This window comes from Candidatus Pelagibacter sp. HIMB1636, from assembly GCF_052047675.1.
In the GTDB taxonomy this organism is placed as follows: Bacteria; Pseudomonadota; Alphaproteobacteria; order Pelagibacterales; family Pelagibacteraceae; genus Pelagibacter.
In genome coordinates this window covers 680,427-693,463 of the sequence record NZ_JBNAJP010000001.1, presented here as the reverse complement: position 1 = coordinate 693,463, position 13,037 = coordinate 680,427, and the positions used below count along the sequence as shown (strand labels likewise).

Genomic DNA, 13,037 nt, shown 5'->3' with positions numbered 1-13,037 from the left:
AATTTTAAGTTTTAGTATAAAATTTTTTCCATTTATCAAACCTATCTGAAAGCATAGAAGCAAGATCAGAATCTTTTTTTATAATTTTTTTCACTTTAGGAGATTTTAGTTCTTTTTGGTGATCAAGATTATTGTAACCTAAAAAAGCTATTTTTGCTGCTCCATAAGCAGCCATTGAATCTGAAGTTTCTGTAATTGCAAGATTTTTATTTAAAATAGATGCTAAAATTTTAATCCAAGTTTCGTTATTTGAACCTCCTCCAATTACATAAAGATTTTCTAATTTAATTTTTGTTTTTGAAAGGGCTTGATAGTTGTCATTTAATCCAAATGAAATTCCTTCTATTAAACTGTAAATCATTGAAGATCTCGTTGTACTTATATCAACGTTGTTAAAACTTGCACGAACATGAGGGTCGTTTATAGGCGTCCTTTCACCAGTTAAATAAGGTAAATAGTACGGAGCATTTTTGATTAAATTTTTGGATTTAATTACTTTTTTTAGATTTAGTGAAATTTCTTCTAGAGATGAATTAAAATTTTTAATAAACCAATTAATATTAGATGTGCAAGACAACATAACAGACATTAAATGCCATGTGTTAGGTAAACAATGGCAAAATGAATGAATCGCATCATTATAGTTTTTTAAAAATTTCTTTGTTGAAGCAAATATTACGCCTGATGTACCTAAAGATATTGATGCATCGCCTTCTTCATATAGACCTAGACCAACAGCTGCTGCCGCATTATCTCCTCCACCTCCGTAGACTTTACATTTTAAATCAAAACCATATTTTTCCGCGATTTCTTTTTTAACAATTCCAGTTTGATCTGTCCCTTCACAAGTTTTAGGCATTTGAGAAAGGTTCATAAAAGTAGTTTGTAATAATTTCTTTGACCAAGATCTACTTTTTACATCAAGCCAATATGTTCCAGATGCATCAGATAAGTCACTATAAAATTCTCCAGTAATGTAAAATCTCAAATAATCTTTAGGTAGCAAACATTTGTGAATTGATTTAAAATTTTTTAATTCATTATTTTTAAGCCATAAAATTTTGGGTGATGTAAATCCAGGCATTGCAATATTTCCTGAAATATTTAAAACATTTTTGTCATTCATTATATCATTACACTCATTGTGACTTCGAGTATCATTCCATAAGATACATTTTCTGATCACATCGTAATTTTTATCAAGACATGTAGCACCATGCATATGCCCAGAAAATGAGATTGACTTGATATTTTTTAAATTAATTTCTTTTTTTAATTTTTTGATACAGTAATTCAGGGCAATGATCCATGATTTAGGATCTTGTTCTGACCACCCACTTTTTAGATTAGATAATGGAATATTTTTGCTAGAGGTTTTGCAAATTATTTCTTGATTGTCTCCAATAACAATACATTTCATTAATGTTGTTCCAAGATCGATACCTAAATACATTCTATGATTATATATTTTAATTATTGTAATTGAATTAATTTATTGAATTATTGAAATTAATTTAGTTGTATAAGGATATGTTAATTAAAATTGATCCAATACTAAGCCCTGATGTTTTACACTGCTTACGCAGTATGGGACATGGTGATAAGCTAATACTTTGTGACTCAAATTTTCCAGCATATTCTTTGAATAAAAGAGTTTATCGAATTGATGGTGTAAACGCTTCAAGAGCGGCAGAAGCTATTCTTTCAGTTTTTCCCTTAGATAGTTTTATAGAATATCCAATTTTGAGAATGGAAATTGATGGAAAACCAAATGAATTAAATGATGTCCACAAAGAACTTATAGATACAACAAAAAAAATATCTGGAGATCATTGGAAAATAGGATCTATAGAAAGAAATAATTTTTATAAAGAAACAAAAAATGCTTACGCAATTATAACTACTAATGAAACAAGACCATTTGGCTGTTTTATTTTTACAAAAGGTGTAGTTAAACCCAATGGCGATGTGTGGGTTCTTGAAAAATAATGAATTCAATTTGTGTATTTGGAGTTTTTGTTGCTGATCTTTGCTTCTTTGGTGAGACAATTCCAGTTAAGGGTCAAACAGTTTTAGGAAAAAATCATATAGTCGGGCCTGGTGGCAAAGGTTCAAATCAAGCTATTTCAGCTGCAAGATTAAAGGGAGATGTTCATTTCATAACAAAAATTGGTCAAGACACTCATGCTAATATGGCATTAAAATTATATAAAAAGGCTCAAATAAATATAAATTCAATTATCCAAGATAAAAATCTTTCAACAGGAGTTGCGGGTATCATGATTGATGAAAAAGGTCATAACGCAATTAATGTTGTTGCTGGGGCAGCTGCCCACTTAAATAATGAAGATATAGATCAAAATCTAAACACTATAAAAAATTCAAAAATTTTTCTTACTCAGTTAGAAACTCCAGAGCAAGTGACACTTTATGCTTTAAGTAAAGCTAAAGAAAATAATTGTGTTACAATTTTAAATCCAGCGCCTGCAAGAAAAATAGAAGAGGAGTACTTTAAATTAATTGATTATTTTACTCCAAATGAAACAGAAGCAGAATTTTATTTAAATAAAAAAATAAAATCAGAAAATGATATTAAAGAAGCTGCTAAAGATTTTTTAAAAAAAGGAGTTAAAAATATTATAATTACATTAGGAGAGAAGGGTGTTTATTATTCTAATGGAAAAGAAGATTATTTTGTTGAGGCATTTAAATTAAAAAATAATGTTGTAGATACTACTGGTGCGGGAGATGCTTTTAATGGTGCATTTGCTGTAGCATTAGCTAACAGTTTGGAAAATAAAGATGCATTAGTATTTGCAAATAAAGTAGCAGGAATATCAACAACAAAATTAGGTGCATCAGCATCAATGCCATTACTTCAAGAAGTAGAAAATTATTAAAAAATAAAAATGAAAGTTCAATATTTTGATTTAAAGGATAAACGTGCTTTAGTTTCAGGTGGAGCAACTGGTATTGGTGCATCAATTGTTGAAAATCTTTGTGAACAAGGTGTTGAGGTTTATTTTTTTGATATAGATAAAAAAGAAGCTCAAAAATTAATTTCGAAAATTAAAAAGAAAAAACAAAAAATCCCTACTTTTCAATTTTGTAATATTAAAAATATAAAAAAATACAAAACTCTAATCCATGGTATTATTAAAAAAAAAGGTCCAATTAATATTTTGGTAAACAATGCATCTAATGATCAAAGACATACTCTTGAAGAAGTTACTGAAAAATACTGGGACGACAGAATGGCAATAAATTTGAGGCATTACTTTTTTGCTACTCAAGCGGTAAAAAAAAGTATGATTAAAAATAAAGGTGGATCAATAATAAATTTAGGTTCTGTTAGTTGGATTAGAGGAGCCGTTATGTTTCCAGCATACAGTACTGCAAAAGCTGCAATTTATGGTTTAACTAAATCTTTAGCTAGAGATTTAGGACAACATAATATTAGAATAAACTCAATTGCACCTGGGTCCGTTGCAACTAAAAGACAGTCAAAATTATGGTTAAATCCAAAATTTAAAAAAGAAATTTTAGATAAACAGTGTCTTAAAAAACAAATATTACCTGAGGATGTTTCAAGGATGGTTTTATACTTGGCATCAGATGTTTCGTCTGGATGTACTAAGCAAAATTTTACGGTAGATGCTGGTTTAATTTAAAGCTTAGCTTAACTTTTTTTTATTTTCAGCCATTGATAAAGCAATTTTAAATGAATTTAAAATTGGAGCTAAATTAGCTTCATTTTTTCCAGCAATTGCAAAAGCTGATCCATGTGCAGTAGTTGTTACAGGAACTGTTAACCCACCTTGAACTGTAACTCCTCTGTCAAAACCAAATGCTTTAAGTCCAGACTGAAGTGCATCATGATACATTCCAACCATACAATCATGGTTTTTATTTTTATAAGCAACCACAAAAGATGTATCACATGGTAACGGACCATCTGTATTAAATCCAAGTTTTTTTGCTTCTTCTATCGCTGGAATAATTTCATCTTTTTCTTCAGTGCCGAATTCTGCATGTGGGTTAAGTGCTTGAACTGCTATTCTAGGATTTTTTACGCCATTCAATTCCATAACTTCATTTATTAGTTTAATTGGTTTTAAGATATTTTCTTTTGTGATGTGCTGTGCAACTTCTTTAATTGGAATGTGAGAGGTTACTCTTGCAGTCCAAAAATTATCTATAACATTAAACTCACAACAAAAACTTTTTACATCTAATTTTTCAGCCATCAATTGTAATTCATCTGAATGTGTATTTCCTCCAAGTTTTAAACTTGTTTTATTCATTGGAGCAAAATTAATCGCATCGATTTTTTTTTCTTTAGCAAGAGTTAATGCTAAATCTAAAGCTTCCAAAACACTTTCACCTGATTCTTTTGAGGGTTCAGCTATTTTATATTTGTGGTTTTTTCCTTTTGAAATATCTAATAGAAATCTATTCGATTTATTAAAATCAATTTGATTAAAATTTTCTACTATTTTAAGTTGGTGAGAGTTGCCAGTTACATTATTTCCACTCTCAAGTATTTGTTTTTCGCCAATAACAACAATATTTGCTTTGTTAGTTATTTCTTCACTTAATAATTTTGAAATAAGCTCAGGTCCAATACCTGCTGGATCACCAAGTAAAACTGCAATATTAGCTTTTGTTTGTGTCATTAATTTTTTTAAATACTACTAAGTGTAACTATATATAGATATTATATATAGAATCTAAACAAATATTTTTCACTTTTTACTTTACGTTTTATATCTGAATGTGATTATATATTTACATATAACTTATATATATAAATTAAATAAACTAAAGAGGGAAATAATGAAAAAAAGCTTTAAACTATTTTTAGCAGCTGCTTTTTTAGTAACTGAATTTTTTGTTGTAGCTCTTCCATTAATGATCACTTCAGCAAAAGCTGATGGACATCCAATACAAGCAATTACTCATGCTGGTTTTGGTGGTGGAACTGACGTTACTACTAGAATGATGTTACTTAGAGCGAGAAGAGTTCTTAAACAAGATATGCAGTTAGTTAACAAAAAAGGTGGCGGTGGAGCAGCATCTATGGATTACATGATGTCTTTACCTGCAGATGGTAACCACACTCTAACTTGGACTACTGGTCACGCAGTATCAATGGCTTTAGGAAAAACTAAAGTAAAATTAAGCGATATGCAGCCTTTAGCAAGAGGTACAGACGATCCTCAATTATTTGTTGTTAACTGTAACAATGAAATTAAAGATGCTAAAAAATTCATTAGCGCGCAAAAATCAAAATCACTAAAATATGGAACAACACACACTGGTGGTATTGATGACGTTAGTGCAATTGCATTTACTAAAAAAGGTGGATTAACAGATCCAACTATTGTTGCTTACAAAGGTGTAGCGCCAATTAAAACTAACCTTATCAAAGGTGATATCGATGTAGGTGTTTTAAACTTAGGTGAAGCATTAACTGAAATTAACGAAGGTAAACTTTGTGTATCAGTTGTTTTAGCAAATAATAGAATGGCTAAAATTGGAGACTCTCCAACAGCTAAAGAATTAGGAATTCCTGTTTCTTTATCTACTGTTAGAGGTTTCGTAACTAAAAAAGGTGCTCCAGCAGAGAGAGTTAAACAACTAGAAGCTGGAATGATGAAAGCTATGAGCCACAACTATTACAAAAATTTCTTAACTGAAATTGGTCTTGATGACACCAGTGTAGTTGGTGCTGACGAGTGGGGTAAGCAAATGGAAGAAATGCTTGCTGAAATGACTGCTCAGCTAAAAGCTTTAGGTTACATTAACTAATCTATTTAAAAGTACATTTGCATATGAAAAATGTACAAAAACAAAAAAGGGCAAACAAAAGTTTGCCCTTTTTTTTTAGAGACGAATTTAAAGTCTCTTTTGTAATTATTTTTATATCTGTAGCGTTATTAATTACTACTTTTACTTTTGATATTGTACCTCCTATTTTAAATAGAGGAATACAGCCTGCAACTTTTCCAAAAGCACTTTTGGTTTTAATAATAGCTATGACTTTATTAATCTATTATTTAGCAACTAAAAATCCTTGGAAGGTTCAAAAAAAATTACCAAAGTCATTCTTTTTAACACTTTCAAGTTTTGTGATTTTTTTAGTAATTTCAAAAACTTTAGATTTCTTTTTAGCAATTTCAGTTTTATCTATTTTTGTTTCTTATTTTTGGGGAGAGAAAAGAATATTTTATTTATTACTTGTTGGAATAATTTTTCCAGTGATTGTCTTTATTTTCTTTGAAACAATTTTAGGTTTAAGATTTCCACCTGGAATTATAACTAACATTTATTATAGCTAGATGGATAATTTATTATTAATGATGGCTCCTTTATTTAGCTCAAAGCTATTATTAGTTTTAATTTTTGGAACTTTGTTTGGATTAATTTTAGGAGTGTTACCTGGTTTAGGTCCAACAACTGGTGGTGCATTAATTTTACCATTTACAATGACACTTGATCCATTGTCAGCAATTGTATTGTTAACTTCTATTTATTGTGCAGGAACTTACGGTGGTGCGATAACAGCCGTGTTAATCAATACACCAGGAACACCAGCTGCTGCAGCAACTTGTTTAGATGGTTACCCTTTGGCACAAAAAGGAGAAGCTGGAAGAGCTTTAGGAATGGCAACTGTTTCAAGTACAGTTGGTGGTATTTTTAGTGTTATTATACTTGTCTTTTTTGCACCTATATTAGCTCAGCTTGCTTATGAATTTGGTCAGCCAGAATATTTTGCATTAGCGATCTTTGGTTTAACGATGCTTGCATCAATTGGAGAAGGAAGTCCTATTAAGAATTTGATTGCAGGTGCATTTGGAATTTTGATTTCAACAGTCGGTAAAGATTTTATGACATCAATTGATCGATTTACATTTGGAATTAATGAATTAACCGAAGGAATTGGTTTTATTCCTGTTGTAGTTGGGTTGTTTGCAATGAGTGAGATGTTAACTCAGTCAACTTTAATTAATCAGGTATTTAACAGAATAGCTTTAAAAGCAATTAAACTTCCAAGTAAAGATGATTACAAAAAAACTTGGAAAACAATTTTAAGATCTAGTGGTATAGGTTCATTTATTGGAGTGTTGCCTGCAGAGGGTGGAACAGTTGCTTCTTTAATTGGATATTCAGAAGCAAAAAGATTTTCAAAAAAACCAGAAGAATTTGGTAAAGGATCTATTGAAGGTATAGCTGGTGCAGAAGCTGCAAACAATGCAGCAACAGGTGGAGCAATGGTTCCAACACTTGCACTTGGAATTCCAGGTAGTGCAACAACAGCTGTAATTTTAACTGGATTAATTATACATGGGGTTAGACCTGGACCTGATTTATTTAGAGAACAACCTGACTTTTTATATGGAATTTTTGGAGCAATGTTAATTGCCAATGTTTTGTTCTTTATATTTGGTTTTTTTGGTGCAAAAATTTTTGCAAGAATAACTTTGGTGCCTAATAAAATATTATGGCCAATGATTTTTGCAGTTTCAGTTTGTGGAACTTATTCATTAAATCAATCTATAATTGATGTTTGGATAATGTTATTTTTTGGTGTGCTTGGTTTTTTTATGAGAAGATATGGTTTCTCAGTTGTCCCTGTTATTATTGGATTAATTTTAGGTGAGTTGGTTGAAGGTACGTTAAGACAATCTCTGGTTATATTTGATGGAAATTGGTTAATGTTTTTTACAAGACCAATAGCTTTAACATTCTTTATTTTATCTTTAATTGCTTTAGCTTTTCCTTTAATAAGATCGAAAAAATTTAAAAAATAAAGATGATTAAATTTGATTTAAATAACAGAGTAGCAATTGTAACAGGTGGGGCCCAAGGTTTTGGTTTAGCTATTACTGAAAGATTTATCGAGTCTGGTGCTAAGGTAGTAATTTGGGATATAGATGAAGGAGAAGCTAAAAAAGCTTTAGAGAGGGTAAATTCTGAAAATTTAACTTATCAAATAGTTGATGTAAGCAACTATGAAACAATTAATTCAAAATTATCTGAAGTTGAAAAGTCTCACGGCAAGATTGATATTTTTATTAATAATGCAGGAGTAGCAGGCATGAACACTACTGTTGCAGAATACCCAATAGAAGAGTGGAACAAAGTTATTAACCTAAACTTGAATGCAGTCTTTTATTGTTGCAAAGCGGTTGTTCCATTTATGGCTAAGAATGATTATGGAAGAATTGTAAATATTGCATCTATTGCAGGTAAAGAAGGAAATCCAAACGCAAGTGCTTACAGTACTTCAAAAGCAGGAGTGATAGGATTAACCAAATCTTTAGGTAAAGAACTTGCACAAAAAAATATTGCAGTAAACTGCGTTACTCCAGCTGCAGCAAAAACTAGAATTTTTGATCAAATGACCGAGGAACATATAAATTATATGCTTTCAAAAATACCAAGAAATAAATTTGCTAAGGTAGAGGAATTAGCTTCTTTAGTTGCTTGGTTATCAAGCGAAGAAAATTCTTTTTCAACAGCCGCAGTATTTGATCTTAGTGGCGGTAGAGCAACTTACTAATAATTATGCAAGCAGGTATAGACGTTGGTGCAACAAAGATAGAGAGTGTTGTACTTGAAAAAGATGGACAAGAAAAACACAGGTCTAGAATAGCATGTCCAAAAAACTATACTCAAATTATAACCGCAATAAGAGACATTCATAAAAAATTAGAAGAAGAGTTTAGTCAAGAGCTTCCGATTGGTGTTTGTCATCCAGGAGTTCACTCTCCTCAAACAGGATTGGTTAAAAATGTTCCCAACATCAGTTGGTTAGAAAAAAAACCTTTTCAAAATGATTTGCGTAAAGCATTAGGTAAAGAGGTGTTTTGTGAAAATGATGCAAATTGTTTTGCTTTATCAGAAGCCATAGATGGAGCAGGGAAACATTATAAAATTGTTTATGGAATTATTTTAGGTTCTGGAGTGGGAGGTGGTTTGGTAATTGATAAAAAAATAGTAAGTGGTCCAAATGGTGTTGCAGGTGAGTGGGGTCATAACCAAATTCCTTATTTCGCAGCAAAGAAGGAAAATTTCGATTCGAGTAATCCAAGAGAAGCAGAGATTGAGAGTTTTTTATCTGGCTTAGGTTTGGCAAAAAGATTTAAAAAACTTTATGGAAAAAATTTAAAAACAAATGAAATTTTTGAATTAAATAGAAAACATGATTTAGATGCTGAAAAATTTATAGATGACTTTAAAGTCAATTTAGCAATGTCACTTTCAAGTATAATAAATATTTTAGATCCAGATGCTTTTATTTTCGGAGGAGGAGTTTCAAACGAAATTGATTTCTTACATGAAATAGATTCACTGGTGCGAAAATTTGTAATTGGAAGAGAATACGAGGGTGTTTTTTTAAAACCAAGATATGGTGATGCTAGTGGCGTTAGAGGTGCTGCAAGATTAGGAAGAAGCGCGACATATTAATTTTTAATTTTCGATCAGAATTAAATTTAGAAAAATTTTAATTTACTAAATATAAGTAAATTTAGGAAAAAAATCTCAAAAAAAAAATCAATCAAAAGTTGTATTTACTTTTTTTGTTATGATCTTTGTTCAAAGTAGGTATATTTCATTTTTTAAATTAATTTAAAAACATAAAAAAAGGGAGAAATAATGAAAAAACTTATACTTTCGATTGCAGCTCTTGCATTATTTGCAACTTCTGCGTTCGCTGAAAGATATGTCATGATTACTCATGGTGAAGGAAAAGATCCTTTTTGGCCAGTAGTTCAAAAAGGTGGTGAAGACGCAGCTAGAGCAATCGGTGCTGACTTCGAATATATCTACAACCCTTCTGCTGATATGGCTGATATGGCAAGCTCAATTCAAGCTGCTGCAGCTACTCAACCAGATGGTATGGTAATTTCTTTACCAGATCCAGATGCATTAGGCCCAGCTATTAAAGCTGCTGTTGCTGCTGGTGTTCCAGTAATTACAATGAACTCTGGTTTAGAGTCATCTGCTAGCCTAGGTGCTTTAATGCACGTTGGTCAGCCAGAATTACTTGCTGGTCAAAAAGCTGGTGAAAGAGCAAAAGCTGAAGGTGCTTCTAAAGCACTTTGTATGATTCAAGAAGCATACAACACAGCTCTTGTAGACAGATGTGAAGGTTACGGTTCTGCTGTTCCTATGCAAATGACTGATACTACATCTGACCCTGCAACTATTCAAACTAGAGCAACTGCTGCTTTACAAGCTAACAGCGATATCGATGCGATCCTTTCAGTAGGACCACACGTGTGTGAAGCTGTTGATAAAGCTTTAGCTGATCTAGGTATGACAGTACACCACTCTTGCTTCGACTTAAGTCCTGCAGTTATGGATTTAATTGGATCTGGAAGAGTTGCTTTCACTATCGATCAACAACAAAGATTACAAGGTTATATGCCAGTTATCGTATTACACTTGTACAACAACAGTGCTGGACTTTTACCAGGAGCTAACATCCCATCAGGACCTGGCTTCGTTGACAAGTCTAACGCTTCTTCAGTTGCTGCTTTAGCAGGTATTGATAGATAGTCTGTAATAATTTAAAGGGTCGATTATTCAATCGGCCCTTTTTTTTTAACAAAATTAATAAGTCTTTTATAAATGAACACATCAACAACAAAAAAACCAAGACAAGAGTCAGACCGACAAGGTGAAAAAAAATGGTACTCTGCATTTATGTCTCGACCAGAAGTTGGACCTTTTGGAGTTATGGTTTTACTATTTTGTATGTTGGGATACTTTTCTATTCCAGAAGGACAATTTTCTCTTAACCCTTTTTCTGGTGAAGGATTTAACGCTTTAGGAATTAGAAATAATTTTAGGGTAATTGCACAATTAGGGATCGTTGCACTTGCTGCTGGAATGTTAATCATAGCAGGTGAATTTGATCTTTCTGTTGGTTCAATGATTGGTTTTGCCGGTGGTTGTATGGCAATGATACTAAAATGGGGTTTTGCTGTTGTTATTCCCTATATATCTTTTGAAGGAGGTTTTCATTTTGAAGGATACACATTATTTAAAATTCAAGATGTATCTCCATTATTAGCAATATTAATTACATTATGTATGACATTATCTTTTGGATGGATACAAGGATGGATAATTGTTAAAAGTGGTATAGCTTCTTTCATTGTAACGCTAGGTGGACTTTTCTTTTTACGAGGTTTAACAGAAGTTTCGTATAGAGCTTTTAATAGAGCTCCTGATCAAACAGCTGGATCAACAACTGTTACAGATTTACCAGATATTAAAAACATTATAAATGTTCCAGGTCATGGAGAAATGGAAAGAGATGCCGCTAAAGCCTTACCAAATGACCAATTATTAGAAATTCTTAGCACTGTGCCTGCTAGCACAGTTGCAAAATTAACTGAACGATTAACATATATTAACGAGAAAGTCGCAGCCTACAAAACTGCCATGAATGCTGAAAAGATGGTTGCAACTTTAGAAAAATCATTAGCTGGGGCAAAAAAATCTGGAAATGATTCAATGGTGGAAATTTTAACTAAGAAAATAGAAGCTGGAGTTAATGTTCCTGATGTTGCGGCAAAAGCAGTTACTGATATTGATATAGCAAGAGCTTACATAGATACAATAGTTACAGCAAGACCGGTTGCTAATTTCTTTGGAGGCGACATCATGGAGCCAGTATTTAATTGGTTATATTTTACGGCAGATTGGAATGTAAATAATTTTGGAAATATTTTTGCTAAAGGAATGTATTCTTGTTTAATGATCTGGGGACTTATAGCGTTTATTTGTTATTTAATTTTAAGTAAAACTCAAGCAGGTAACTGGATTTATTCAACAGGTGGAAATCTTAGTGCTGCAAAGGCTAATGGAGTGCCAACGAATAAAGTTAAGATTTCGTTATTTATGTTCACAGCATTCTGCGCAACTATGTTTGCAGCGTGTCAAGTATTTGAAGTTAATACTGCAGATACAGCTAAAGGTAACTTAAAAGAATTAGAAGCAATAGCTGCAGCGGTTATTGGTGGTGTTGTGTTAACCGGAGGATTTGGAACAATTGGTGGAATAATTCTAGGCACAATCATTTTCGGAATTGCAAAAGAAGCATTCTTTTATATTCCTGGAATTGATGGATCTTTCTACAGAGTATTCCTTGGAGCAGTTCTTGTTACTGCTGCCTTAACAAATGAGAATATTAGAAAACGAATCATGGGAAATATCTAATGGATAAAAAACCATTAATTGAGATAAAGAATTTAGTAAAAAAATTTGGATCATTTACTGCTTTAAACGGGGTTTCTTTAGATGTTTATCCTGGTGAAGTTCACGCGCTTTTAGGTGACAATGGTGCTGGAAAGTCAACTTTGATTAAGGTTTTATCTGGTGTTCACCCTATGACAAGTGGAGAAATAAAAGTAGATGGAGAAATTGTTAACTTTACTACACCACGTCAAGCATCTGATGCAGGTATTGGAACAGTTTATCAAGATTTAGCACTCAACGCTTTAACATCAGTAACAAGAAATTTTTTTCTTGGACGTGAATTAATAAAAGGACCTAGCGGATTTGGTTTAATGCAAATGGATGAGATGGACAGAATAACAACAGAAGAAATGTCTAAAATTGGAATTAATATTGCAAACCCTAATCAGCCAGTTGGAACAATGTCAGGTGGACAAAGACAAACATTGGCGATTGCAAGAGCAATTTATTTTGGTGCAAAGATATTAATATTGGATGAGCCTACATCAGCGTTAGGTCAAAAGCAGCAAATGGAAGTTTTAAAGACAATTAAAAAAGTTCAAAATTTAGGAAACATTGCAATTATACTTATTACACACAATGAAATACATGCGCGTCTTATAGCTGATCGATTTACTTTTTTAAGTTTAGGAGAAGTAATTGGTTCAGGATTGTCTTCAGAACTAGGTAATGAAGATGTGAAAAGATTGATGGCAGGTGGAGCTAAAATTGGCGATCTAGCTAAAGAATTAGAGTTATAATTTTTTTTATTTTTTTTTAAT

At 31.9% G+C, this 13,037-nt stretch carries 13 protein-coding genes; 11 read left to right on the top strand and 2 right to left on the bottom strand.

Annotation, left to right across the window (positions count from 1 at the left end; all coding sequences use genetic code 11):
* Window positions 1–4 precede the first annotated feature (4 nt).
* Complete coding sequence (gene xylB, locus ACTTA6_RS03720) at window positions 5–1,453, bottom strand: xylulokinase (RefSeq protein WP_440614568.1); 1,449 nt, start codon at window positions 1,451–1,453, stop codon at window positions 5–7.
* Window positions 1,454–1,530: 77 nt separating this feature from the next.
* Here xylB and ACTTA6_RS03715 point away from each other — a divergent pair, with 77 nt between their 5' ends.
* The 3 genes from ACTTA6_RS03715 to ACTTA6_RS03705 are packed head-to-tail and all read left to right on the top strand — an operon-like array spanning window position 1,531 to window position 3,671.
* The gene (locus tag ACTTA6_RS03715; RefSeq protein ID WP_440614567.1) at window positions 1,531–1,989 is read left to right on the top strand and encodes an RbsD/FucU family protein; all 459 of its coding nucleotides are present in this window, start codon (window positions 1,531–1,533) and stop codon (window positions 1,987–1,989) included.
* Window positions 1,989–2,900, top strand: coding sequence for a ribokinase (rbsK, locus tag ACTTA6_RS03710; protein ID WP_440680382.1), 912 nt, complete (start codon window positions 1,989–1,991; stop codon window positions 2,898–2,900). The genes ACTTA6_RS03715 and rbsK overlap by 1 nt, the downstream gene beginning before the upstream one ends.
* Before the next feature lie 9 nt (window positions 2,901–2,909).
* Entirely contained in the window at window positions 2,910–3,671 is a 762-nt protein-coding gene (locus ACTTA6_RS03705; protein ID WP_440614565.1) for an SDR family NAD(P)-dependent oxidoreductase, read from the top strand.
* Between the two features lie 3 nt (window positions 3,672–3,674).
* Here ACTTA6_RS03705 and ACTTA6_RS03700 read toward each other — a convergent pair whose 3' ends face one another.
* Window positions 3,675–4,676 carry a 4-hydroxythreonine-4-phosphate dehydrogenase PdxA gene (locus ACTTA6_RS03700; protein ID WP_440614564.1) on the bottom strand — a complete coding sequence of 334 codons (1,002 nt, stop codon included), beginning with the start codon at window positions 4,674–4,676 and terminating at the stop codon, window positions 3,675–3,677.
* A 160-nt stretch (window positions 4,677–4,836) separates the two neighbouring features.
* Here ACTTA6_RS03700 and ACTTA6_RS03695 point away from each other — a divergent pair, with 160 nt between their 5' ends.
* From ACTTA6_RS03695 to ACTTA6_RS03660, 8 genes are all read left to right on the top strand, one after another.
* Window positions 4,837–5,811 (top strand): Bug family tripartite tricarboxylate transporter substrate binding protein, encoded by a 975-nt coding sequence (locus ACTTA6_RS03695; RefSeq protein ID WP_440614563.1) that lies wholly within the window; start codon window positions 4,837–4,839, stop codon window positions 5,809–5,811.
* Window positions 5,812–5,834: 23 nt separating this feature from the next.
* Window positions 5,835–6,341, top strand: a complete 507-nt coding sequence (locus tag ACTTA6_RS03690) for a tripartite tricarboxylate transporter TctB family protein (RefSeq protein ID WP_440614562.1) — start codon at window positions 5,835–5,837, stop codon at window positions 6,339–6,341.
* On the top strand, window positions 6,342–7,814 hold the full coding sequence (locus tag ACTTA6_RS03685; protein ID WP_440614561.1) for a tripartite tricarboxylate transporter permease: 1,473 nt from the start codon (window positions 6,342–6,344) through the stop codon (window positions 7,812–7,814).
* Between the two features lie 2 nt (window positions 7,815–7,816).
* The gene (locus tag ACTTA6_RS03680) at window positions 7,817–8,566 is read left to right on the top strand and encodes an SDR family NAD(P)-dependent oxidoreductase (protein WP_440614560.1); all 750 of its coding nucleotides are present in this window, start codon (window positions 7,817–7,819) and stop codon (window positions 8,564–8,566) included.
* A gap of 5 nt (window positions 8,567–8,571) precedes the next feature.
* Entirely contained in the window at window positions 8,572–9,474 is a 903-nt protein-coding gene (locus ACTTA6_RS03675) for an ROK family protein (protein ID WP_440614559.1), read from the top strand.
* Window positions 9,475–9,663: 189 nt separating this feature from the next.
* Window positions 9,664–10,569 carry a sugar ABC transporter substrate-binding protein gene (locus ACTTA6_RS03670; protein WP_440614558.1) on the top strand — a complete coding sequence of 302 codons (906 nt, stop codon included), beginning with the start codon at window positions 9,664–9,666 and terminating at the stop codon, window positions 10,567–10,569.
* 72 nt (window positions 10,570–10,641) lie between these two features.
* Complete coding sequence (locus ACTTA6_RS03665; RefSeq protein WP_440614557.1) at window positions 10,642–12,237, top strand: ABC transporter permease; 1,596 nt, start codon at window positions 10,642–10,644, stop codon at window positions 12,235–12,237.
* Window positions 12,237–13,016 carry an ATP-binding cassette domain-containing protein gene (locus tag ACTTA6_RS03660; protein WP_440614556.1) on the top strand — a complete coding sequence of 260 codons (780 nt, stop codon included), beginning with the start codon at window positions 12,237–12,239 and terminating at the stop codon, window positions 13,014–13,016. Before ACTTA6_RS03665 ends, ACTTA6_RS03660 begins: the two co-directional genes overlap by 1 nt.
* The last annotated feature ends 21 nt before the right edge of the window (window positions 13,017–13,037 follow it).

Coding starts and splice junctions, on each gene's coding strand:
- ACTTA6_RS03675 (WP_440614559.1), top strand. CDS start 8,572: ATGCAAGCAGGTATAGACGTTGGTGCAACAAAGATAGAGAGTGTTGTA.
- ACTTA6_RS03715 (WP_440614567.1), top strand. CDS start 1,531: ATGTTAATTAAAATTGATCCAATACTAAGCCCTGATGTTTTACACTGC.
- rbsK (WP_440680382.1), top strand. CDS start 1,989: ATGAATTCAATTTGTGTATTTGGAGTTTTTGTTGCTGATCTTTGCTTC.
- xylB (WP_440614568.1), bottom strand. CDS start 1,453: ATGTATTTAGGTATCGATCTTGGAACAACATTAATGAAATGTATTGTT.
- ACTTA6_RS03670 (WP_440614558.1), top strand. CDS start 9,664: ATGAAAAAACTTATACTTTCGATTGCAGCTCTTGCATTATTTGCAACT.
- ACTTA6_RS03685 (WP_440614561.1), top strand. CDS start 6,342: ATGGATAATTTATTATTAATGATGGCTCCTTTATTTAGCTCAAAGCTA.
- ACTTA6_RS03695 (WP_440614563.1), top strand. CDS start 4,837: ATGAAAAAAAGCTTTAAACTATTTTTAGCAGCTGCTTTTTTAGTAACT.
- ACTTA6_RS03665 (WP_440614557.1), top strand. CDS start 10,642: ATGAACACATCAACAACAAAAAAACCAAGACAAGAGTCAGACCGACAA.
- ACTTA6_RS03690 (WP_440614562.1), top strand. CDS start 5,835: ATGAAAAATGTACAAAAACAAAAAAGGGCAAACAAAAGTTTGCCCTTT.
- ACTTA6_RS03660 (WP_440614556.1), top strand. CDS start 12,237: ATGGATAAAAAACCATTAATTGAGATAAAGAATTTAGTAAAAAAATTT.
- ACTTA6_RS03680 (WP_440614560.1), top strand. CDS start 7,817: ATGATTAAATTTGATTTAAATAACAGAGTAGCAATTGTAACAGGTGGG.
- ACTTA6_RS03700 (WP_440614564.1), bottom strand. CDS start 4,676: ATGACACAAACAAAAGCTAATATTGCAGTTTTACTTGGTGATCCAGCA.
- ACTTA6_RS03705 (WP_440614565.1), top strand. CDS start 2,910: ATGAAAGTTCAATATTTTGATTTAAAGGATAAACGTGCTTTAGTTTCA.